A 21,614-nucleotide genomic window follows, 5' to 3' on the forward strand; every position below is an offset into this window, starting at 1 on the left:
CATGGAACCCCTCGTGATCAAGCTCATCGGCTTTGCCGCCGCCACCTGCACCACCGTGGCCTACGCGCCGCAGGCCATCAAGGTATGGAAGACCCGCTCCACCGGCGACATCTCGCTCGGCATGTTCCTGGTCATGGTGCTGGGCCTGGCGCTCTGGCTCGCCTACGGCCTGCTCTCCGGCGATGCGCCGCTCGTCGCCGCCAACGCCATCACGATGGTGCTCGCCGGCGGCATCCTGGTGATGAAGCTGCGGTACGGGTGAGCTTTTCTTCACCTCTCACCGCGAGCGGGGAGAGGGAGAGAAGTTATCCAAACACATACGACGCCATCGCCACATTCGCGACCTCGTCGACGAAGACGCGGCGTCCGACGTCGCTGCCGGCGGCACCGGCCGCCACCATCAGCGGCAGCAGATGGTCCTCGCGCGGATGCGCAAGGCGCGCGCTGGGCGCGTTCTCCCAGTCGACCAGCATCGCATTGCGGCGCGCCGCATCCGGGCTGCTGATCGCCTCGTTCAGATAGGCCTCGAAATCATACGAGACCGGCTTCGACTCCGGCCGGTTGAAGCCACGCATGTTGTGATAGGTCAGCCCGCTGCCGACGATCAGAATGCCTTCGTCGCGCAAGGGTGCGATCGCCTGTCCCACCTTGACGTGCTCGGCCGCGTCATAGCTCGACTTCAACGAGAGCAGCACGATCGGCATGTCGGCGTTCGGATACATCAGGCCGAGCGGCACGAACGTGCCATGGTCAAAGCCCTGGTTGGAATCTTCGCGGCAATCGAGGCCGGCATGCGTGAGCAGCGCCTTCACTTGCGCGGCGAGCTCGGGCTTGCCCGGCGCCGGATATTTGAGGTGGTAGGTATGCTCGGGGAAACCGTAATAGTCGTAGACCATCGGCGGATGCGGCGAGGTCGACACGGTAAAGGCGTCGGCCTCCCAATGGCCGGTGATGACGAGCACGGCCTTCGGTCTCTCGGGCAGAAGCTGCGGCAGACGGCCGAACGCCTCGGCGGTCTTGGCATATTGCACCCGCCTGTCCTCCATGAAGGGCCAGGGGCCGCCGCCATGCGACAGGAAGAGGGTCGGAAATCGCGTCATGAGGCTCGTCTCGTTGACAACAGGCGCGTGCGAGCTGTCCGCACGATCTGCGGTGAGCATAGGCAAAGCAGCATGGTTAGCAAGTCGTTAACGATTTGCCGCTCAGAATCCCCGGTGTGGCCGAAGCAGTCGGCCTGAAGACGAGTGAGACGTGAGATGAGGAAGTTTGCGCTGGGGGACGTCGTCAACAGTGACAAGGGCCGCCGCGGTGTCGTCCGCGCGGCCTTCAAGTCCAGGGAAGGCCAGCAGTTCTATGCCGTCGAGAAGGACGGCGCGATAGATTATCTGGAGGAAGACCGGCTGAGCCCGGCGCCGCGCGTCGAGCTCGCGGCTTAGATCCAGCTCATCTCCTGCCCTCACCTGCGAGCCGATCGAGACGCTCCGCGAGGGGATCGTCTCCGCTCGCGATGCGATCGTTCGTGATCAGCAGCAGGCGATCGCCATCCGCCGCGTCCCAGCGCGGCAGGTCGGGACCATTGGGATCGCCGCTTCTGGCGAAATTGATCCAGTAGGCGCGCATGCGGCTTGCGACCGCGCGATCGCGTCGCGACAAGATGCCTGCACCGGGCACGCCTTCCGCACCGAAGATGAACTGCAACTCCCGTCCGTGGCCGACTTCCGGATTCGCGCCCCTCGCCTCCGGCACATGGGCGAAACGGTAGCGAAAGGTCGGCGCGCCGCTTGCCGCGTGCAGGCGGGCCAGCAGCCGCACCGGCTCCGAGAAGACCTTGTCAGTGTAAAACCTTGCCGCGAGATCCGAAGGCCTGGCGAGACCGGGATAGAGCTGACGCAGCTCACTACCGGCAATGCCGGACGATGCAAGTTCCTCCTTGATATCGGACTCATTGTCAAAACCCGTCTCGTCGTCGTTCGAGCCGATGATCAGCGGAATGCCGCTTTGATGTCCGGCCGCAAAGCCTGCGGCAAGGTCCTCGGTCACCAGACGTCCGTCCATCATCGGCGCGAAGCTGCGTGGCGATTTCGCCAGCAATTGTTTTTCGGCGGCCAGCAGGCGCCGCGGCTCGGCTGAACGCAAATCGGTCTTCGGCCCAAGCGCGGCCACGAACTGCCGGCCCACGGCCTCCGCCTCTTGCGCCGGCCGCAGGCGCGCGCGGCCGGGCACCGATTGCAGGATGGCCTTCTGAAAGAGATCGCGCGCTTGCGCAGACAGCATCAGGAGCGCGATCGATGTCGCGCCTGCATCGCTGCCAAACAACGTGACGTTATCACGATCGCCGCCGAAGGCCGCGATATTGTCGTGCACCCAGTGCAGCGCGGCGATCTGGTCCATCAGGCCGAAATTGCCGGAGCCGTCGTCCGACAGCGCCGGGTGCGTGAGCCAGCCGAGCGCGCCGAGGCGATAATTCACGGTGACCACGATGAGCCCCGCCTGCGCCAGCTTGGCACCATCGAACAGTGGATCGTTCGCGGTGCCCGAGATGAACGCGCCGCCATGGATGAACACCATCACCGGCAATGGGCCGTCGACCCCGAAAGGACGAAACACGTTCAGCGTCAGGCAATCCTCGCTCGCTTCCGGCAGCGACGGTTGAAGGCACGGGGCGCCGTAGTGGTAGGCGGTGCGCATCTCCGAACTTTCGGCCGTCGGTTGCGGCGGGTGCCAGCGCAGCGCGCCGACCGGCGGGGCCGCGTAAGCCAGTCCCTTGAAGGATGCGACCTCGCCTTCGACGGCGCCGAGCATCTGTCCCTCGCGCGTCAGCGCGAATGGAAATTGTCCGACCGGCTGAGCCACGGCCGATCGTGCGCAACACAGGACTGCGGAAGCCGCAACAAGTGCAAGCAAGGCCCGCATCTTCGAACGATCTCGATGAAGGATTCCGGCAGGTTATGTCCAGAGCCGCCGGCGAGGCAAGCCTCGCGCCCGCGCCTAGCTGCCTTTGCCCATCAGCTCCGCGAGCGCGCGGCGGGCAACGATGCCGAGCTCGCCGAGGGTGGAGTGGCCGGACTGCGCCGCCTCGATGAGGCGCTCGGCGATGAACCTGCGGCTGTCGTGATCGCCGCCATACGGCAGTTGCCGGCACGTCTCCTCGAGGACGACGTCCATGTTCGCTTTGGTGCGCTCACTCAACTCTGTCATGACGCCCAGGGTACGCGTGGCTTGTAAGCGCAAGCATACACAGAAGGATGCGGTCTGATTACCCCGGGCTATCACGGCCATTGTGCATCGCGGTGCGTGTGGTGCCGCAACATTCGCGCGGTCACGATGCCGCCGCAAACGACCACCGGGGATTGCACTTGCTGTAATGACAAGCTGAACCTGCGGCGATAGCTTGCCGGCAAAACAAAACACACGGGAGGAATGCCATGTCTGACGCGATGGTTGCCACACGTGCCTCCGATGAGCGCGGAACCGCTCAGCAGGTCGATGTCGCCGTGGTCGGCGCCGGATTTGCCGGCCTCTATCTTCTCCATCGCCTGCGCAAGGCAGGGCTCTCGGCGGTCGGCCTCGAAGAGGCCGACGATGTCGGCGGCACCTGGTACTGGAACCGCTATCCGGGCGCGCGCTGCGACATCCAGACCATCGACTACAGCTACACCTTCGATCCGGAGCTCGAGACGGCCTGGACATGGTCGGAGAAATACGCGACCCAGCCCGAGATCTTGCGCTATCTCGGCTTCGTCGCCGACCGCTACGGTTTGCGCCGCGACATTCGCTTCAAGACCAAGGTCACCGAAGCCAGATGGGACGAAGCGTCCGAGCGCTGGCTCATCACCACCGACAATGGGCTACCCGTCTCCTGCCGCCATTACATCATGGCCACCGGTTGCCTCTCCGCGCCCAAGCCGCCGGAGATCGACGGCGTCAAGGACTTCAAGGGCGAGGTCTATTTCACCGGCCGCTGGCCGCATGACGGTGTCGATCTCGCGGGAAAACGCGTCGCCGTGATCGGCACGGGCTCGTCAGCGATCCAGTCGATCCCGCTGATCGCCGAACAGGCCACACATCTCACCGTGTTCCAGCGCACCCCGAATTTCGCGCTGCCCGCGCATAATGGCCCCGCTCCCTCCGACCGCATGAGCCTGCTGCAAGGCGACCGCGCGGCATATCGGGAGCAGGCGCGCCAGTCGATGGCCGGGGTGCCCTATCCGCAGCAGACGGTCGTGAGCTGGCAATTGAGCGATGCCGAGCGCCGCGAGCGGTTCGAACGGGCCTGGGCGGCCGGCGACCTCGTCCACATCCTGACGCAGCTCTGGGCCGACCAGGCCGTGGACGTCGACGGCAACAAGATCGTCCAGGACCTGATCCGCGAGAAGATCCGCGCCGCCGTCAAGGATCCCGAGACCGCCGCGGCACTCACGCCGCATGACCATCCCTTCGGCGCCAAGCGTCCCTGCCTCGACACCAATTATTACGCCACCTACAACCGGCCGAACGTCACGCTGGTCAATCTGCGCCAGGAGCCGATCAAGGCGATCACGGCGAGCGGCATCTCCACGAACGGCCGCAGCTTCGACCTCGACGTCATCGTGTTCGCGACCGGCTTCGATGCGATGACCGGCGCGATCCGGGCCGTGCATCCGATCACCGGGCGCGGCGGCAGGTCGCTCAGCGATGTCTGGGCGCAGGGGCCGCAGACCTATCTCGGCCTCACGGTCGCCGGCTTCCCGAACTTCTTCATGATCACCGGCCCCGGCAGCCCGTCGGTGCTGTCCAACATGGCGGTGTCGATCGAGCAGCATGTCGACTGGGTGGTCGATCGCCTTGCCGCGCTGCGCGATGCCGGCTTCACCGCGATGGAGCCGACCGAGACGGCGCAGGCCGGATGGGGCCGGCACATGGCCGACTGCTCGATGCTGACGCTGCACCGGCTCGCCAACACCTGGTACACGGGCGCCAACGTGCCCGGCAAGGTGCAGGGGCTGATGCCCTATACCGGCGGCGTCGGCCCCTATCGCAGCATCTGCGACGAGGTGGTCAGCCGCGGCATGCTCGGCTTCAGGCTCACCGGCCCCAATGGCGCTGCGCAATGCAATGACGGCGAGGTGGTGCGCCTGCAGCCCGATGTGCGGCTGGTGCTCAACCTGCTCGCCTCGCTCAACCTGCCCCCGATCGAGTCGATGGGCGCGGAAGGCGCGCGCGCCTTCGTCAACGAGTTCAACAAGAGCCGGCCGGCAGGACGGCCGATCGGCGAGATCGTCGACGGCACCCTGCCCGGCGCCGGCGGGCCGCTGCCCTACCGTGTCTACAAGCCGGCAACGCCGGGACCACATCCGGTCGTGGTCTATTTCCACGGCGGCGGCTGGGTGCTCGGCGACGAGCAGTCGGACGAGCCATTCTGCCGCGACATGGTACGCAGGACCGGCATGATGTTCGTCAGCGTCGGCTATCGCCACGCGCCGGAGCATCGCTTCCCGACCGCGGCGGAAGACGGCTATGCAGCGACGCGCTGGATCGCCGAGCACGCCGCCGAGCTCGGCGGCAAGGCAGGCCCGGTGCTGGTGGCAGGCTGGAGCGCCGGCGGCAACATCGCTGCGGTCACCTGCCAGCTCGCGCGCGACCGTGGCGGTCCTGAAATCGCCGGCCAGCTTCTGATCTGTCCGGTCACCGACTGCAGCTTCGATCGGCCCTCCTACAACGACAATGGGACCGCCTATTTCCTGACGCGCTCGCTGATGTACTGGTTCTGGGACCTCTATTGCTCGCCGGCCGACCGCACCGACCCGCGCGTCTCGCCGCTGCGTGGCAAGGTCGAAAGGCTGCCGCCGGCCTTCGTCGTCACCTGCGAGTTCGATCCGTTGCGGGACGAGGGCGTCGCCTATGCCGAGGCGATGCAAGCCGCAGGTGTCCCGGTCGAACAGCTTAAGGCGCACGGCCATTTCCACTCCTCCTTCACCATGGTCGACGTGGTGATCACCGGCGTGTCGGGCCGGGTGCAGATGGCCGGCGCCTTGCGGCGCTTCGCGGGACTGCCGCCGGAGATCAGCCGCGGCGACGAGAGCAGCCAGGGCCACGCCAGCCCGGGGCACAGGATCGCGGCCGCCGCGAGCTGAGGAGCGTCGAGACGGCCGGGAACCTTTTCCCGGCTACCGCGTTGGGTGGTCGTGGCATTGAGATGCAGCGATAGGTGTGTAGGCCCCGGCACGCGAATCCGTGTGCTGGGGCCGTCTTCTGCGTGAGGCGGGCGATGGGGGACGTGGTCGGGGATTCAAAGGTCGATTTCGGCGCGCTCGCGGTGCTGCATAAATGGCCGTCGCTTGCAAACCAGCGAAGGCCGGACAGAGAGTCCTATCAGGTGAGTGAAGGCACGCTCGACGAGTGCATCTCGGCGTTCATGGAGAAGCCGGCGGCAACCCGGCACCTCTACGAGATTCGCACGGCGGCGCAGCCGCCGCTGGTCACGGAGGTCCTCTCGCCCGAACACGTCATCGAGCTCTCGCGCTTACGTGAATTCCTCTGACGGCGCTTCACAATCGCGCGTAGGAACATTCTTCCGGTTCTTCCCGTTGTCAGGGATCGGAAGCCAGACGTGAGCACCTCACATGATTGAAGCTGGCGTATCATCTCCCGTCGTGCCCTACGGCGCAGACCAGACTCTCTTCGTGGTGATCGATCGCCGCGACGAGGCGACCGAAATCCCTATCGAGCGCAGCGATCTTGAAGCCACCATCGGCGAGTTCGTCGCCGGCTGCTTCAATGATCCCATCAAGGTGATCTCATTCAACACGCTCGAGCACTGGATGAAGGACATCTCGACCGACGTCGTCGGTGAGATAAAGGCGCGCTGCGACATCTACGGCATAGAACTCCCCGATTATCTCAGCGACTTCGTCGAGAGCCACAGCTGAGCGGGCGTGGTTTCAATTGCGCAGACAGGAAAGCAAGCTCGGATGCGCTTGCCGCAGGGTTCGCCAGAGCTAAGCGCGGCGGTGCTTGCCGGCGATGACCTCGATCTCGCGGCGGCGTTCGCCCGCGAAGGTCAGGAGCTTCTCGATCGTCAGCGTATCCGTGATCCGTTTGGCGAGCCGCTCGGCGCGCGCGGCCTGATCTTCGAGATACTGGATCGTGTTCAAGCGCCGCCTCCCCCGAAAGCCCGGAATTGTGTGGGCAGCTATGGTGCTTGAGAAGCCGCTAACAGCCGGTTAAGCGCACCGCATCGGCGCGACGAGTCGCGCCCTATTGCACGACCTCGAGCCTGACATTGGTGATGCCCTTGTCGACCATGCCGAGCGCCTCGGCCGCGGAAGGCGTGATATCGACCACGCGTCCGCGAACAAAGGGCCCGCGATCGTTGACCCTGACGGTGACGAAGCGGCCGGAGGAGGTATCGGTGACGCGCAGCTTGGTGCCGAACGGCAGGGTGGGATGCGCCGCCGTCAACTCGTTCTTGTCGAACTTCTCGCCGCTCGCGGTCTCCGTATCCGAATAGAAGCTGGCGACGCCATGCGAAGCCGTCTGCTTTGCGTCACGGTCCGGGGCGCGCGCCCGGCTGATCGGGCGTGGATGCAGCGCCGCCACCCTGTGCGGGCGCTCCACCGCGGCCTGCCGACTGGTACCGGCGAGATCGGCCTTCTGGCGCCCGACCGGCGATTGCGCGCAGGCGGCGAGCGATGCTGCGAAGACCGCGGCGAGCAGCAGCCGGCACGAGGTTGCGAGGGAAATCCGGGCAGTTTCGGCACGTGCAATGCGAGACATGGTACGCCCTCCGAACGGGACGGATTTTCGGTGGGCAATGAGGGCAGAACCTTGTCGGAACAAAAGCGGCTCTGGGGCCGCGGCCTTTTCGCATCAGCTGTGACGATTCCACCACAGTGTGTCGTGTTCCGAATCGGGACAGGCGGTCCCCTAACCAGCCCGGGGGCAACGAAAATTCAGGCGCTCCACCAGAAGCTTGGAGAGCGCCTGACCGGATTTTCGTTCTAGCGCCGATCAACTATCGGCCTGGTAGCTCAGTAATGCGGCTCGTACATCTGGGATTGGACCAGGGCCTTCACGTCGTTGGGTGCGGGCCCGTCCGCGAGCCCACGTTGGTAGGCAACGTCCGCAACGGCCGCCGCGATGCGGATCGAGACCTCGCGGATGCGCGGCAGTGCCGGGTAGAGGCTGCCTTGTGCGAGGTCCTCCTTGCCGACGCAATCGGCGAGCGTATGGGCCGCCGCCATGAACATCTCGTCGGTCACGAGGCGCGAGCCGCTGGCGATGACGCCGAGACCGACACCGGGGAAGATGTAGGAGTTATTGCCCTGGCGCGGCACGAAGCTGCGGCCGCTGAGCGTGACCGGATCGTACGGGCTGCCGCAGGCGAACAGCGCGCGGCCCTCGGTGTAGCGATAGGCATCCTCCGCCGAGCACTCGGCCTTCGAGGTCGGATTGGAGAGCGCAAACACGATCGGCTGCTCGTTGAGCTCGGCCATCGTCTTGAGCACCTCGGGCGTGAAAGCGCCGCCGACCGCAGCGACGCCGATGATCGCCGTCGGCTTCAGCGTCTTGATCGCGGTGAGGAAGTCGGCGATCGGCGCCTGGTCGGTGTGGGCATAGCGGAGCTTGTGGCCGGAGAGGCCTTCACGGCCGCTGACGACGAGACCGCGGGAATCCACCAGCCAGTTGCGCCGGAGCGCCTCCGCCTCGGAAGTCCCTTCCGCCATCATGGCGGAGACCACGAGGTCGGCGATGCCGGTCGCCGCCTCGCCCGCCCCGAGGAACAGGATCTTCTGGTCCTTCAGCTTGCCGCCGCCAACGCGCAAGGCCGAGAACAGTCCGGCGAGCGCAACGGCCGCGGTGCCCTGGATGTCGTCGTTGAAGACGCAGGCTTCATCCCGGTACTTGTGCAGCAGCTTGAACGCCGAATGGTTGGCGAAATCCTCGAACTGGATCAGCACGCCCGGGAACGTTTTTCGCGCGGCTTGCATGAACTCGTCGACGAAGCTGTCATAGGCCTCCCCGGTCAGCCGCCGCTCGCGCAGGCCGACATAATAGGGATCGTTCAACAGCTCTTCGTTATTGGTGCCGACATCGAGCACAACAGGCAGGCACGCTTCCGGATGCATGCCGGCACAGGCCGAATAGAGCGAGAGTTTTCCGACCGGAATGCCCATGCCGTTGGCGCCGAGATCGCCGAGACCAAGAATGCGCTCGCCGTCGGTGACGACGATCAGCTTGGCCGGATAAGGCCAGTTCTTCAGGATCTCCGCGATCTGGCCGCGATCGCGCGAGGAGATGAACATGCCGCGCGGCCGCTGGAAGATCAGGCCGTACTTCTGGCAGGCGAGGCCGACCGTCGGCGTGTAGATGATCGGCTGGATCTCGTCGATATTGTCGACGACGACGCGGAAGAACAACGCCTCGTTGCGGTCATGCAGCGCGTTCAACGCGACATATTTTTCGAGGTCCGTCGGCAGCGCGCGCAGATTGGTGAGCACACGCTGGGCTTGCGTCTCCATCGTCAGCACGCAGGGCGGCAACAAGCCGCGCAGGCCGAGCGTCTCGCGCTCCGCTTCCGTGAAGGCAGTCCCCTTGTTGAGCAAGGGGTCGCGCAGCAGCGTCATGCCTTGCTGCGTATTGGACGACGTCGATTGGGCAATGACCCGGGCAGGTCTATTCACGAATTCCCCCAAGAAGCTTCTCATTGAACCGCAGCCATTGTCGGCCACCGCTCCCCGGAGATCAAGGACGTTGGACTCGTGCAGCGATTGTGATCTCGCACCGCAGCGAGATTGTCGTGCTAGCGCCGTCGTTCAAGAGCTTAGCGCCGCAAAGCTCTCGCTCCTCATCATGAGCGAGTGGGAGCGGACCTTTCTCTCCCCCTCGTCATTCCGGGGCGCGCGCCATAGCTCGCGACTTCATCGCGCCCCGGAATGACGAAAGAGCCTCACAATTTTCAGGAACGCCTTTAGGGCAGCCGGGGGCGCCGAGGCAAACGGAAGATTGCCGAGCCGCTATCCAGCCACCCGCCGCGGCGTCAGATTGGCGGCGCTATCCGCCGGTGCCGCGACGTGCATCAAGATGGTCTGGGTGGCGGATGCGACCTCGATACCGTTCTGCTGGAAGCGCAGCTTCATGCGCCGGTTGAATTCGCGCTGGACCGGCCAGCGCCCGGCCTCGGTGCAACGGATCTGGCCGACGATCGACACCATTGCGCCGTCCACCTTGTCGACGCCCCACAGCTCGAGGTCGCCGCGGATCAGTGCGCGGAATTCCGGTTCGCGCCGCATCTCGTCGACGATGTCCTTGAGAATCTGGCCGGCGCGGTCGGTGTCTTCCTTGTAGGCGACGTTGACGCTGACCGAGGCGTTGCCGGCGCCGCGGCTGGCATTGGTGATGGTCGTGACCGCGCTGAACGGCACGATGTGCACGGCGCCGTCGCCGGCGCGCAGGCGGATGGTGCGGATCGAGACGTTCTCGACGACGCCGGAGAGCCCCGACACGCTGACATTGTCGCCGACCTGGACCGTGTTCTCCAGCAGCAGGAACAGGCCGGTGATGAGGTCCTGCACCAGCTTTTGCGAGCCGAAGCCGATCGCGATGCCGACGATGCCGGCCCCCGCGAGCAGCGGCGCGACATTGACGCCGATCTCGCTCAGCGCGGTGAGGCCGACGACGGTTGCGATCAGGCAGAGCAGCGCCGTGCGCAGCATCGGCTGGAACGTGCGCAGACGCGCGGCACGGGCATAATGGCCGTCCCGGGACAGCGTATTGATCTGGCGATCCAGGAACGCATTGCTGGCCTCCCAGATCGCGGCTGCGATGAACGCGGCGAGGCCGATCGTCACCACGGCCGAGATCAGGCGGCTGCCGATCTGGCCGCCATAGAACCAGACGATCGCGTCGACACCCCAGACTTCGAGCACGGCCACGAAGCCGATGAAGGCGATCACGCTGGACACGATCCTGCGCAACAGCGGCAGATAGCGGTTGGCGCGGATCTCGAGGCCCGGAAAGCGCTGCAGGATCTCCGGCCTGATGCGGAAGCCGCGGTCGATCAGGCTCAGCGTCACCATGGTGACGACACGCGTGACCAGCGCCACCGCGATGGTGCCGACGAAATATTGCAGCAACAGCGAATAACCGTTGCGGATGTTGAGGGCCCACACCGCCCACAGGGCTAGGTCGAGCGAGATGGCAAGATAATGCCAGCCGCCGGCGATGCGGTTACGCAAACGGGCTGCAATCCCCTGCCGCTCGGCCGGCGCCCGGATGGCGTCGGCCACCTGGCGGCGGCATTGCAGGATGATGACGACGATGAAGAGGTGCACGACCAGCATCACCATGCGCAGCAGGGCGGCATAGCCGGCGCGGTGCAGGCCGAGCAGCAGCGCCACATTGGCGAAGGCGATGCCGGTGACGCCGACACCGACGATGCGGCGCGCCCAGATCTCGACATAGGCCGCAGTTTCGGCCCGCACCGGAAACAGGCCGAACGGTCCCGCCAGCGCACGGATCAGGCAGATCAGACCGCGCGAGAACGCATAGGCGTTGACGACCGCGAGGATCACGAGGCGGACGGTCGTGGGCTCGCCGATCTCCGTCCCGAGCAGGGCCGTGGCAAGGCCGACGAAGACGACCACCGGCAGCAGCTCGAGCACGAGGCGTCCCAGCACGAAGGGCAGCCGAGACAGGACCTGCCACACCCGCGCGAGGCTGTGACGGCGCTTGTTCAATTCGGGTGCGGGAGTGACGTCTGCCACCGATGACGGCGGATCGGCCATGGGCAGCACCTGCGCCGGCAGGTGCGCGGTTTGCGGCACGCGTCCTTCCAGGAACGCGACCGGACGGCGGATCAGGCGAAAGATCACCCACTCGGCTGCAAGGGCGCACCCGAGCACCAGCGCCAGCTTCCAGGCGATCTCGATCAGAAGGTTATAGGCCGCGGGATCGTTCGCGGTCCGCATGATCCAGTAATAGAACGCCGGGAAGTGCGTGAGCGTCCGCGCCATGCCGGCGATCTCGCTCGAGATCTCGGCGATTTCCTCCGACACCGTGAGCAAGAGCTGCGCACCGAGGCCGTCGGCCGAGAGCGGGATCGGCGATTTTGGCTCGGGCGCCGCTTGCTGCGGACCGGACACGTTGGCAATCGCGCGGAGCGTATCGATCATCTGCGCGCGCTTCTTGTCGTCCTGAAGGGTTTCCAGCGCGCGCTTCGCCTCGTCAGGCGACAGTGCGGCAGCACTGTTCGTCGCCGGCCGAGCCGGCTCGGCGCGAACGCCGGAGAACGAGACGATCGCGAGGAAGAGAGCGGCGAGGAGCGCCGCGGCAAGCTTAAGCGACACGAGGGGTCCCTGAAAAAAATGCATGCGCCGGCGGTGTCGAGACCGTTACCGCCGAAGCGCATGCGTCATGTCGGATGGCCGTTATTCGCCCCTAGCCTGTGTCGGAAGTTGGCCTTTGAGGCGACATTCTCTTGGCATTTGCCGCAATGCAGGATCGTGGCGGCATCACCGAAATGCTGTGATGCGCCAAAGATTTCCCACGCCATTGCGGAACGGCGGCGAGGAGAAAGGGGGACAGCAGGATGTTAGGGAAATTCGTTGCGGCAGCCTCGTCACGGCCGTCCGACACGCTCGGTGTGATGCAAATTACAGCGCCGGGACGGTAGGGGCTTTGCCTCACTGATGCAGCCCGCTAAACCTTGTCCCGGCGTGCCGTTCGCGGTTTTGCCGCTATGCGATAGTCCGAACGAGCTCCATCGCACTTAGCGGCTGGATTTGCGGAGGTGGCGTCATAGACCTCCCCTTGCTCATGAGATGGACGTTGCGCGTCGCTTGTTTGCGACCTTAGCGATGCTCCACCTAGGACACAAAACTGTCAAGCAAGATCAACGATCTAAAGATCACATTTGAAGGCGCGAGTTCCTTGGAAGCAAGCCGCCGATGGCAGGCGCTTCCGCGTGGGGTCGCAACTGTTCGGGGGCAGCGGGCATGGTGACATCATGCCCCTGTTTTGCCCGACGAGTCAAACGAGCTTCGTAAAATCCGCAGCAACAATGACGGACCTGCAAGCCATTGATTTCGCTATGCCCGGCTACTGTGCATGGGGTTGTTTTCGCGGTTTTTGTCCAGGGCCGGCTCGGCCGCCTAGAGAAACATGTCCGCCAGGTCGACCGTCGAGGACTTTCCGATCTGGTCGAAGTTTCGCGCCAGCCAGCTTCGCGCCGCCTCGCGGCCCTCATCGCGCAGGCGGCACAACAGGCTCCATTCGGGGTGGAACTGCGTGGCCGTGCCGAGCTGCGACATCAGCAGATCGTTGCCGATCCAATGCATGTACATGCGGCTATGCTTGTCGCTGTCGAGCTCGCCGTCGTCGATCAGCCGGGTGGCGAAGGCGATCGCGCGCATCTCCCGCATCAACGACGAATTGAAGCTGATCTCGTTGATGCGGTGGAGGACATCGGCTGCACTGGTCGGCAGCTCGTTGCGCCGGATCGCCGTGACCTGCACAATGATGACGTCATGACTGCCCTTGCGGTAGATCAACGGATAGATCGCGGGATTGCCGAGATAGCCGCCGTCCCAATAATGCTCGCCGTCGATCTCGACGGCCTGGAAGTAAGGCGGCAGGCAGGCGGAGGCGAGCACGGTTTCCGCCGTGAGAAGCGGGCTCTGGAACACCTTGATCTTTCCGGTGCGGACGTTGGTGGCGTTGAGAAACAGCTGCGGCGCCTCGGGTGAGGAATTGAGCCGGTCGAAATCGACCACGCGCTGCAGCAGCGCGCGGAGCGGATTGAAATTGAAGGGATTGAGCAGGTTCGGCGGCAGCGTGTGCGTCAGCGTATGGATGACGGCGTGGACCGGATGATATTCCGGCGGCAGCCTCAAGGCCTGGATCCACTGGTTCAGCGGCGACATCAAGTCGTACGCCATGTCCATGCGCGACACTTCGTACCAGAATGCGTGCAGGCTCTCCCGCGCGGCCTCCGCACCTCCCTGCGCCATGCCGGAGGCCACCGCCACCGCATTCATGGCACCGGCACTGGTCGCGCTGATCGCCTCGATCGCGAGCCTGCCATCTTCGAGCACCTGGTCGAGTACGCCCCAGACGAAGGCGCCGTGCGCGCCGCCGCCCTGGAGCGCGAAGTTGACGGTCTTGCGGTCGGCGATCCGGTCGGCTGTCACTTGGCTTGCTTCTTGCCTCCCGTCCCCTCTTTCTCCAGTGCCTTGCGCACTTGCTCGAACTCCTCCAGCGAGGCCTTGTCGGCGCGGGGGAAGCGCAGGTCGAGCTTTTCGAGCGCTGCATTGATCACCGAGCCGATCACGACGCGGGCGAACCATTTGTGATCGGCGGGCACGACGTACCACGGCGCATGGGAGGTCGCGGTGTGGCGGACGATGTCCTGGTAGACCGCCTGGTAGCGCGGCCACAGCGCGCGCTCCTTGATGTCGTCCATGGAGAACTTCCACTGCTTGGCCGGATCCTCCAGCCGGTCGAGGAAGCGCTCGCGCTGCTCGTCCTTGGAGACGTTGAGGAAGAACTTCAGCACCACGGTGCCGTTGCGGCAGAGATAGCGTTCGAAGGCGGAGATGTCTTCGAAGCGCTCCTTCCAGATGTTCTTGGTGACAAGCCGTTGCGGCAGCTTCTCCTTGGCGAGGATCTCCGGGTGCACGCGCGTCACCAGGCATTCCTCGTAATGGGAACGGTTGAAGATGCCGATATGGCCGCGCTCGGGCAGCGCGACGACATGACGCCAGAGGAAATCATGATCGAGCTCCTTGCTGCTCGGCGCCTTGAAGGCCGTGACTTCGCAGCCCTGCGGATTGATGCCCTCGAAGATCGCCTTGATCGCGCTGTCCTTGCCGCCGGCATCCATCGCCTGGAATACGATCAGCACGGACCAGCGGTCCTGGGCGTAGAGCTTCTCCTGAAACTCGATCAGCCGCTTCTTGTTGGCGTCGAGAAGCGCCTGCGCCTTCTCCTTGTCGAGGTCGCCCTTCTCGTTGGTCTTATGGTCCTTGAGATGAAACTTGCCCGAGCCATCGTAGCGGAATGGCGTGATGTAGCGGTCAAGCTCCTGGGCGAGCGATTTGGACGGCTTCTTGCTCATGAGCGCGGGGCACCTTGCGTTGCGGCTTCAGTCGGTCGAGGACGCTACCAAGGATGCCCTTGGGAAGGAATATGATGAAAAGCACGAGCAGCACGCCGTAGACGAGGTTGTCCCAGCCGACCGCCTTGGTGCCGAAGCCGATGCGCAGGGTCTCCGCGAGCAGAATCGTGATGATGGCGCCGACGGTCGGGCCGAGCGAGACGAACAGGCCGCCCACGATGGCAGCGAACACCATCTGCAGCGACACCGCGATGCCGCTGACGGTGTCGGGCGTGATGAACATCTGGTACTGGCAGTAGATCGCGCCGGCCAGCGCCGTCATCAGGGCACTGAGCAGCGTGATCTTCAGCTTCTCGGCGGTGACGTCGACACCGGCCGCGGCGGCGGCGTCCTCGTCCTCCGAGATCGCCTCCAGCGCATAGCGCGCCATGCTGCGGTCGACCCAGTGCCAGACCACGATGCCGAACAGCCAGACCGCAAGCGCGATGAGGTACCAGGTCGTCTTGTCATCGAATTGCAGCGCGAGCAGCTTGCTGCCCGAGGTCCGGTTCGGCGTGTAGCCGAGCGAGCCGCCGGTGTAGTCGCGCGTCGCGGTGATGACCTGGAGCACGATGCCTGACAGCGCCAGCGTCACCAGCACGAAATAGTGCCCGGTGATGCGGAAGCGGAAGCAGGGATAGCCGACGATCAGCGCCAGTGCTCCGGCCGCGATCATGCTGATGGGAATGCCGATCCAGGGCGACAGACCAAGATGATTCCACAGCAAGGCGGTGACATAGGCGCCGATCCCCATGAAGCCGCCATGGCCGAGCGAAACGAGGCCAAACCGGCCCATCATCGACCAGGAGGTGTAGGCGAACGACCAGATCAGGATCAGCACCAGAATGTGCAGGTGATATGGATCGCGATAGACAAAGGGCAGCACGACCAGTGCCGCCAACCCCAGGCCCCATGCCGTAAGCCGCCCCTGCCCCATCATCGGCGCCTCGCGAGCAGGCCCGCGGGCCGGATGAACATCATGACGATGAAAAAGGCAAAGGCGAGCACATAGCCCCATTCGAGGTCGGAGAACAGGCCACCGAGCGAGATGATCTCCGCGAACAGGAAGGAGGCGATGAAGCCGCCGATGAAATTGCCGAGGCCCCCGAGCACGCAGATCAGGAAGGTGATCGGCCCGAAGGAGAGGCCCACGAAGGGATGCACGTCATATTGCAGCACCAGGAGGCAGGCCGCGAGCCCGGCCAGCGCACCGCCGAGCGCGGAGGTGATGAGATAGATACGCTTGGTATCGACACCCATCAGCGCCATGATCTGCCGATCCTGCGCGATGGCGCGGATCGCGGTGCCGGTGAAGGTGCGCGTCATGAACAGATAGACCGCGACCATGCCGACCAGCGCGGCAACGAAGGACAGCAGCCGCGCGTAGCTGAAATTCATGTCGCCGAAGGCGAGCACCGGCAGGCGGATGCCGAGGTTGCGGAAGTCGATGCCGAAGGCGACGGTGGCAAAGCTCTGCAGCACGAACAGCACGCCGCCGGTCGCGAGCAGCTGGTTGATCGGAGGTGCGGTCAGTAGCGGCGCGATCACGAGGTAGTGCAGCGCCGCGCCGAGCAAGGCGACCAGCAGGATGGTGAGCGGAGCGGCAACGAAATAGCTGACGCCATAATACTGCACTATGAAATACATGGCATACATGCCGATCATTACAAGCTCGGCATAGCAGATCCAGGTCACGTCGATGACGCCGAAGATCAGGTTGAGGCCGAGCGCAAGCAGCGCCAGCACGCCGCCCAGCAGGATGCCGTTGATGACGGCCTCCAGCAGGTAGATGTCAAAGACGTCCAGAAATGCCTGCATGCCCCCTCACACCCCGAGATACGCTTCCTTGACCGTGTCGCTTGCCAGCATCTCGGCCGAGGTGCCGGACGCACGGATCGTGCCCGCCTCGATCAGATAGGCGCGATCGACCACTTTCAGCACCTGCTGCACGTTCTGCTCGACGATCAGCACCGTCAGGCCGCTGGCGCGGATCCGCTTCACCAGCTCGAATACCTGCTGCACCACGACCGGCGCGAGGCCCGCCGACGGCTCGTCAAGCAGCAGCAGCTTTGGATTGGACATCATTGCGCGGCCGATCGCGCACATCTGCTGCTCGCCGCCGGACATCGTGCCGGCCATCTGATGGCGGCGCTCCTTCAGGCGCGGAAACAGGTCGAACACGACCTCGAGCTGCTGGGCATAGTGCCCCCGCGCCTCCTTCATGAAGGCGCCCATCTTGAGATTGTCGTCGACCGTGAGCTGCGGAAACAGCCGGCGGTTCTCCGGCACATGCGCAATGCCGAGGCTGACGATCTTGTGCGCCGGGGTCGCGACGACATCGACGCCTTCCATCTTGACCGCGCCGCGCGAGGGACGGATCAGGCCGGAGATGACGCGCATCAGGGTGGTCTTGCCGGCGCCGTTGGGGCCGATGACGCCGACGGCCTCGCCGGCCTTCACCTCGAGATTGACGTCGAACAGCGCTTGGAACGTGCCGTAGCCGGCATTGACGCCGCGAAGCTCCAGCATCATTGGCCTCCCGCCCGGCGGCGCGCTTCGGCGGCCGCGGCCTGCGTGGTCTCGGCATCGGTGCCGAGATAGACCTCGATCACGCGTGGGTCGCCGGCAACGGCACTGGGAAGCCCCTCGGAGATCTTCTCGCCGTGATCGAGCACCATGACGCGATCGACGACACGCATCAGCACACCCATGATGTGCTCGACCCAGATGATGGTGATGCCGAGCTCGTCGCGGATGTTACGCAGCATGTCCGCCGCCTGGTCCATCTCGGCCTCGTCGAGACCGCCGAGGCTCTCGTCGGCGAGCAGCAGCTTCGGCGCGGTGGCGAGCGCCTTGGCAAGCTCGAGCTTCTTGAGGCCGGCAGCGCCGAGGCCATCGACGCTGGCGTGGCGGTCGGTCGGCAGGCCGACCATCGCCAGCGACCGCTCGGCCGCTTCTTCGGCCTTGATGCGACTGTGGCGGCCCTGGCCGTAGAAGCCGGCGAGCGCGACGTTCTCGAAGATGCTCAGGCGGCGGAAGGGACGCGGAATCTGGAAGGTGCGGCCAATGCCGCGGTTGATGATCCGGTGCGGCGCGAGGCCTGCGATCTCGTGCCCGGCGAACAGGATCGATCCGGAGGTCGGCGCCAGCGTGCCGGAGAGCATGTTGAAGATCGTGCTCTTGCCCGAGCCGTTGGGCCCGATCAGGCCGAGGATCTCGCCCTGATCGACCCTGAACGACACGTTGTTCACGGCGGTGAAGCCGCCAAACCGCTTCACCAGCCCGCTGACTTCCAACACCAAAGCTCTCCGACGCTACTGGTTGCTGTAGGTGGTGCCCTTGGGCAGCGGCAGCACGGCCTCGCGCTGCGCCTGACTCTTGGGCCACACCACATAGGACTTGTCGTCGACGTACTGGATCACGACGGGGAACGAGCGCTCGTTCTGGCCGGCCATTGGCGAACCCTCGCCGTGGAATTTGACGCCGAAGCCGAGCATGGTGCCGCCTTCGGGTATGTCGGTGTCGAGCGCTGCCTTGCGCAGGGCGTCGGGATCTACGCCGCCGTATTTCTTGATCGCTCGCGGCAGCACGTCGGTCAGGAACAAGTAGGTGTTGGACGCAGCCATGCCGACATGGGCCGAACGGATGGCGACGCCCGGCTTGCGCTTGTCGAACTCCTCGCCAACCGCCTTGATGATCGGCGGCAGCTTCGGATCCATGCTCTTCTGGTTGGCGAGCCAGATCGAGATCGGATCGGTGTTGAAGACGTAGTTTACATCGGCGCCCAGGCCTTCCTTCAGCTTCTCATAGACCCCGTAGCCGGCGCCATGTCCAACCAATGCGCCGAACTTCAGCCCCTGTTCGCGGGCTTGCCGGAGCAACAGGGTGATATCGGGATTGTAGCCGGTGTGGAAGATCACGTCCGGCTTGGCCCGCTTCAGCTTGGTGACCAGCGCAGACAGATCCGGGGCCGTCGCCGAATAGCCCTCCCTGAGCACGATGTTGAAACCGGCCTTCTTGGCGCCGGCCTCATTGCCTTTGGCAACGTCGACGCCGTAGGCGCCGTCCTCATGGATGATGGCGACCCGCAGGTCCTTCGGATCCTTGCCTAATTTTTCCTTCGTGTTCTGCGCGATGAAGTCCATCGTCATCATGCCGAACTGATCGCCGGAGGCCTGCGGACGAAACACGTATTTGTAGTTCTTGTTCTCCAGCACCGCGGAAGAAATGCAGGTCGTGATCCACATGAACTTCTTCAGCTGCTCGACGCGCGCTGCCACCGGCACGCACTGCGCCGAGGAAAAGAAGCCGAGCAGCATGTCGACCTTTTCCTGCTCGATCAAACGGATCGCTTCATTGATGGCGACATCCGGCTTGCTCTGAGCATCGGCATAGATCGCCTCGATCTTGTAGCCCTCGACGTTCTTCGCGCTGTACTGATCCAGCATGATCCTCGCGCCGGTATATTGCAGCTCCGAACCGCCGCCGGCGAGCGGGCCGGTCAGATCATAGATGACGCCGATCTTGAGCTTCTTCTCTTGGGCCTCGGCGGACACCGCCAAGCCCGTCGCTGATATCGCGACCAACAGCCCACGTACCAAACGGGCAACCATGCGCAGGCGCATCTAAACCTCCCTGGACGATTGTGCATCGCATTCTTGTTGCTCTTGCTTTTTCGCCCATCACATGGGCTGCGCGAAGCGATGTCAAGCCTCGCGCGTCAGCGAGAGGCGAACTGCTGCGCAATAAAGGCCGTGACAAATCGCGGCATGGTCGGCGTAAGATCGCCCATCCCGCGCACGAGATGAATGGCCGACAATTCGGGCTCCGCCTCGCGCGCGAGATTGGCTTCGATCCGGGCGCGGGCTTCATCGCCCCGCATGTCCAGGTTGAGGACCCGAATCATCGCAATCGCGCGGCCGGAGACGACGCAATGCCAGTCCGCCTCCGCCGCGTAGTCGTCGGCGGTCAGCCCGGTCTCCTCCGCGATCTCGCGGACGACGCTGCCGGGAACGTCGAGGGCGCCATCCCTGACGTCGTCGAGGTCGGGCGTGCCCGAAGGGAAATAGATGCGGCCCGCATTGGCGGTATGCTGCGCCATCTCGCCCATCACGAAGGCGCCGTCGGAGGTGCGCAGCGCGCCCATGCCGAAACCGTTGAACACGGCCGGATCGGGAAAGCCCCAGTCGCGCCAGGCGAGGAAGCTGGCGAAATCGGTCTCGAAATAGGTCGCGGTGAAATGGCCGCCCGCGAACACGGCATCGCACCCGAGCAGGACGCGACCGTTCCAGATCTTCGGCCGCTCGCGCTGCTTCTCGGCGAAATGCGCCGCGATCTCGGCGCGGCGCTCCTCGGCGAACGGCCAAGCGATCGGCCGCACGGCAAGATCAAGCGTCGTGACGCGATGAATGACCGGGGATGTCATGACGCCTGGTTACTACGCCTTCGCGTCAGCTATTTGGCGTTCCCCGTGGTCTTCTTGGCCTGGTCGACGAATTTGTTGGTGAAGGTCTTGCTGACGTCGATCTTGGCATTCGCCACGTCGGGCGAACCGACGCTGAACACCGCGAGCACGGCATCGGCGCCCTTCGGGTCCATCTTGCCGGTCTCGGAATACATCGGGATCGTGTTCTTCAGTGCGGCAAGATAGAGATCCTTGTTCTTGCCGACCGTCTCCTCCGGCATCTTCGCCATGATCTCCTCGGGCGAATGCGAATGGATCCAGGCGAGCGTGGCGAGGATCGCATTGGTGAGCCCCTGCGCTTCCTTCTCGTGGCCATTGACCCAGGCCGCGGTCGAGTAAAGCGCGCCGCCCGGATATTCACCGCCAAACGTCTCGAGCGTATCCTTCTGGGTGCGGGTGTCCGAAAGGATGCGCAGATCCTTGTGGCTGCCCTGAAGCACGGTCACCGAAGGATCGAGCATCACGGCCGCATCGATCTGGCCCTGCTCCATGGCGGCGACCGCGGTGGCGCCGAGGCCGACGCCGATCACGGCGGCACTGGTGGGATCGAGCCCGTTCTTCTTGAGCATATATTTGAGGAAGAAGTCGGTGGAGGAGCCGGGTGCACTCACGCCGACCTTCTTGCCGGCAAGGTCCTTGACCGACTTGATGTCATTGGTGCGCGAGGGCGCGACCACCAGCACGAGGCCGGGATACCGGTCATAGACCACGAAGGACTGCAGCTCCTGCTTCTTGGCCGCGAGATTGACGCAATGGTCGAAATAGCCGGAGACCACATCGGCGCTGCCGCCAAGCACGGCTTTCAGCGCATCCGAGCCACCCTTGAGGTCGACCAGCTCGACATTGAGACCGGCCTTGTCGTACTCGCCGAGCTGCTTGGCCAGCACTGTTGGCAGATAGCACAGGCAGGAACCGCCGCCGACCGCGATGGTGACCTTGCTTTGCGCCGCGGCAAGCGCGGTGGTGAGCGTCAGCGCGAGCAACGCGCCGGCGAGCCTGGCAATCGTCTTCTTCATT

Annotated in this window: 21 protein-coding genes; 5 read left to right on the top strand and 16 right to left on the bottom strand. The window is 64.6% G+C overall.

The features are described 5' to 3' along the window. The first annotated feature begins 1 nt into the window (after position 1). Entirely contained in the window at positions 2-262 is a 261-nt protein-coding gene (locus tag ACVIIV_RS36800) for a SemiSWEET transporter (protein WP_456748570.1), read from the top strand. Positions 263-305: 43 nt separating this feature from the next. On the opposite strand, the gene ACVIIV_RS36805 is transcribed toward ACVIIV_RS36800, so the two are convergent. After that, positions 306-1,100 (bottom strand): DODA-type extradiol aromatic ring-opening family dioxygenase, encoded by a 795-nt coding sequence (locus ACVIIV_RS36805; protein ID WP_456748571.1) that lies wholly within the window; start codon positions 1,098-1,100, stop codon positions 306-308. Positions 1,101-1,256: 156 nt separating this feature from the next. Between ACVIIV_RS36805 and ACVIIV_RS36810 the strand changes: the two genes are divergently transcribed. After that, the gene (locus ACVIIV_RS36810; protein WP_027572935.1) at positions 1,257-1,436 is read left to right on the top strand and encodes a hypothetical protein; all 180 of its coding nucleotides are present in this window, start codon (positions 1,257-1,259) and stop codon (positions 1,434-1,436) included. A 7-nt stretch (positions 1,437-1,443) separates the two neighbouring features. Here the strand turns inward: ACVIIV_RS36810 and ACVIIV_RS36815 are convergent, their stop codons facing one another. Both ACVIIV_RS36815 and ACVIIV_RS36820 read right to left on the bottom strand, forming a co-directional pair. Further along, positions 1,444-2,913 (bottom strand): carboxylesterase/lipase family protein, encoded by a 1,470-nt coding sequence (locus tag ACVIIV_RS36815; protein ID WP_456748572.1) that lies wholly within the window; start codon positions 2,911-2,913, stop codon positions 1,444-1,446. Between the two features lie 75 nt (positions 2,914-2,988). Further along, a complete protein-coding gene (locus ACVIIV_RS36820) occupies positions 2,989-3,198 on the bottom strand; it encodes a hypothetical protein (RefSeq protein ID WP_456748573.1) in 210 nt (69 codons plus the stop codon). 227 nt (positions 3,199-3,425) lie between these two features. On the opposite strand from ACVIIV_RS36820, the gene ACVIIV_RS36825 reads away from it, so the two are divergent. The 3 genes from ACVIIV_RS36825 to ACVIIV_RS36835 all read left to right on the top strand — a co-directional run bounded on the left by ACVIIV_RS36825 (position 3,426) and on the right by ACVIIV_RS36835 (position 6,908). Further along, on the top strand, positions 3,426-6,113 hold the full coding sequence (locus ACVIIV_RS36825) for a flavin-containing monooxygenase (RefSeq protein WP_456748574.1): 2,688 nt from the start codon (positions 3,426-3,428) through the stop codon (positions 6,111-6,113). Between the two features lie 134 nt (positions 6,114-6,247). Then, positions 6,248-6,520: a hypothetical protein gene (locus tag ACVIIV_RS36830; RefSeq protein ID WP_456748575.1), complete on the top strand. Its 273-nt coding sequence runs from the start codon at positions 6,248-6,250 to the stop codon at positions 6,518-6,520. 82 nt (positions 6,521-6,602) lie between these two features. Continuing rightward, positions 6,603-6,908, top strand: a complete 306-nt coding sequence (locus ACVIIV_RS36835; protein WP_456748576.1) for a hypothetical protein — start codon at positions 6,603-6,605, stop codon at positions 6,906-6,908. Between the two features lie 69 nt (positions 6,909-6,977). Here ACVIIV_RS36835 and ACVIIV_RS36840 read toward each other — a convergent pair whose 3' ends face one another. The 13 genes from ACVIIV_RS36840 to ACVIIV_RS36900 form a co-directional block, all read right to left on the bottom strand. Further along, positions 6,978-7,133, bottom strand: coding sequence for a hypothetical protein (locus ACVIIV_RS36840; protein ID WP_164934324.1), 156 nt, complete (start codon positions 7,131-7,133; stop codon positions 6,978-6,980). A 103-nt stretch (positions 7,134-7,236) separates the two neighbouring features. Beyond that, complete coding sequence (locus ACVIIV_RS36845; RefSeq protein WP_456748577.1) at positions 7,237-7,755, bottom strand: septal ring lytic transglycosylase RlpA family protein; 519 nt, start codon at positions 7,753-7,755, stop codon at positions 7,237-7,239. A 254-nt stretch (positions 7,756-8,009) separates the two neighbouring features. Further along, entirely contained in the window at positions 8,010-9,662 is a 1,653-nt protein-coding gene (locus tag ACVIIV_RS36850) for an NAD-dependent malic enzyme (protein ID WP_456748578.1), read from the bottom strand. 333 nt (positions 9,663-9,995) lie between these two features. Next, entirely contained in the window at positions 9,996-12,326 is a 2,331-nt protein-coding gene (locus ACVIIV_RS36855) for a mechanosensitive ion channel domain-containing protein (RefSeq protein ID WP_456748579.1), read from the bottom strand. A gap of 804 nt (positions 12,327-13,130) precedes the next feature. Further along, positions 13,131-14,168: a patatin-like phospholipase family protein gene (locus ACVIIV_RS36860; RefSeq protein WP_456748580.1), complete on the bottom strand. Its 1,038-nt coding sequence runs from the start codon at positions 14,166-14,168 to the stop codon at positions 13,131-13,133. Then, the gene (locus tag ACVIIV_RS36865) at positions 14,165-15,094 is read right to left on the bottom strand and encodes a polyphosphate kinase 2 family protein (protein WP_456748581.1); all 930 of its coding nucleotides are present in this window, start codon (positions 15,092-15,094) and stop codon (positions 14,165-14,167) included. Before ACVIIV_RS36865 ends, ACVIIV_RS36860 begins: the two co-directional genes overlap by 4 nt. Next, positions 15,054-16,073: a branched-chain amino acid ABC transporter permease gene (locus tag ACVIIV_RS36870; RefSeq protein WP_456748582.1), complete on the bottom strand. Its 1,020-nt coding sequence runs from the start codon at positions 16,071-16,073 to the stop codon at positions 15,054-15,056. Before ACVIIV_RS36870 ends, ACVIIV_RS36865 begins: the two co-directional genes overlap by 41 nt. Next, positions 16,070-16,951 carry a branched-chain amino acid ABC transporter permease gene (locus ACVIIV_RS36875; RefSeq protein ID WP_456748583.1) on the bottom strand — a complete coding sequence of 294 codons (882 nt, stop codon included), beginning with the start codon at positions 16,949-16,951 and terminating at the stop codon, positions 16,070-16,072. The genes ACVIIV_RS36870 and ACVIIV_RS36875 overlap by 4 nt, the downstream gene beginning before the upstream one ends. 6 nt (positions 16,952-16,957) lie before the next feature. After that, on the bottom strand, positions 16,958-17,662 hold the full coding sequence (locus ACVIIV_RS36880) for an ABC transporter ATP-binding protein (RefSeq protein ID WP_456748584.1): 705 nt from the start codon (positions 17,660-17,662) through the stop codon (positions 16,958-16,960). Further along, positions 17,662-18,432 carry an ABC transporter ATP-binding protein gene (locus ACVIIV_RS36885; protein WP_456748585.1) on the bottom strand — a complete coding sequence of 257 codons (771 nt, stop codon included), beginning with the start codon at positions 18,430-18,432 and terminating at the stop codon, positions 17,662-17,664. The genes ACVIIV_RS36880 and ACVIIV_RS36885 overlap by 1 nt, the downstream gene beginning before the upstream one ends. Before the next feature lie 15 nt (positions 18,433-18,447). Beyond that, positions 18,448-19,758, bottom strand: a complete 1,311-nt coding sequence (locus tag ACVIIV_RS36890; RefSeq protein ID WP_456748586.1) for an ABC transporter substrate-binding protein — start codon at positions 19,756-19,758, stop codon at positions 18,448-18,450. 95 nt (positions 19,759-19,853) lie between these two features. After that, positions 19,854-20,558: an NUDIX hydrolase gene (locus tag ACVIIV_RS36895; RefSeq protein WP_456748587.1), complete on the bottom strand. Its 705-nt coding sequence runs from the start codon at positions 20,556-20,558 to the stop codon at positions 19,854-19,856. Positions 20,559-20,587: 29 nt separating this feature from the next. Then, complete coding sequence (locus tag ACVIIV_RS36900; protein ID WP_456748588.1) at positions 20,588-21,613, bottom strand: ABC transporter substrate-binding protein; 1,026 nt, start codon at positions 21,611-21,613, stop codon at positions 20,588-20,590. Between the last annotated feature and the right edge of the window lies 1 nt (position 21,614).

The organism is Bradyrhizobium sp. USDA 4354 (genome assembly GCF_054060315.1).

Coding starts and splice junctions, on each gene's coding strand:
- ACVIIV_RS36800 (WP_456748570.1), top strand. CDS start 2: ATGGAACCCCTCGTGATCAAGCTCATCGGCTTTGCCGCCGCCACCTGC.
- ACVIIV_RS36805 (WP_456748571.1), bottom strand. CDS start 1,100: ATGACGCGATTTCCGACCCTCTTCCTGTCGCATGGCGGCGGCCCCTGG.
- ACVIIV_RS36810 (WP_027572935.1), top strand. CDS start 1,257: ATGAGGAAGTTTGCGCTGGGGGACGTCGTCAACAGTGACAAGGGCCGC.
- ACVIIV_RS36815 (WP_456748572.1), bottom strand. CDS start 2,913: ATGCGGGCCTTGCTTGCACTTGTTGCGGCTTCCGCAGTCCTGTGTTGC.
- ACVIIV_RS36820 (WP_456748573.1), bottom strand. CDS start 3,198: ATGACAGAGTTGAGTGAGCGCACCAAAGCGAACATGGACGTCGTCCTC.
- ACVIIV_RS36825 (WP_456748574.1), top strand. CDS start 3,426: ATGTCTGACGCGATGGTTGCCACACGTGCCTCCGATGAGCGCGGAACC.
- ACVIIV_RS36830 (WP_456748575.1), top strand. CDS start 6,248: ATGGGGGACGTGGTCGGGGATTCAAAGGTCGATTTCGGCGCGCTCGCG.
- ACVIIV_RS36835 (WP_456748576.1), top strand. CDS start 6,603: ATGATTGAAGCTGGCGTATCATCTCCCGTCGTGCCCTACGGCGCAGAC.
- ACVIIV_RS36845 (WP_456748577.1), bottom strand. CDS start 7,755: ATGTCTCGCATTGCACGTGCCGAAACTGCCCGGATTTCCCTCGCAACC.
- ACVIIV_RS36865 (WP_456748581.1), bottom strand. CDS start 15,094: ATGAGCAAGAAGCCGTCCAAATCGCTCGCCCAGGAGCTTGACCGCTAC.
- ACVIIV_RS36870 (WP_456748582.1), bottom strand. CDS start 16,073: ATGATGGGGCAGGGGCGGCTTACGGCATGGGGCCTGGGGTTGGCGGCA.
- ACVIIV_RS36875 (WP_456748583.1), bottom strand. CDS start 16,951: ATGCAGGCATTTCTGGACGTCTTTGACATCTACCTGCTGGAGGCCGTC.
- ACVIIV_RS36880 (WP_456748584.1), bottom strand. CDS start 17,662: ATGCTGGAGCTTCGCGGCGTCAATGCCGGCTACGGCACGTTCCAAGCG.
- ACVIIV_RS36890 (WP_456748586.1), bottom strand. CDS start 19,758: ATGCGCCTGCGCATGGTTGCCCGTTTGGTACGTGGGCTGTTGGTCGCG.
- ACVIIV_RS36895 (WP_456748587.1), bottom strand. CDS start 20,558: ATGACATCCCCGGTCATTCATCGCGTCACGACGCTTGATCTTGCCGTG.
- ACVIIV_RS36900 (WP_456748588.1), bottom strand. CDS start 21,613: ATGAAGAAGACGATTGCCAGGCTCGCCGGCGCGTTGCTCGCGCTGACG.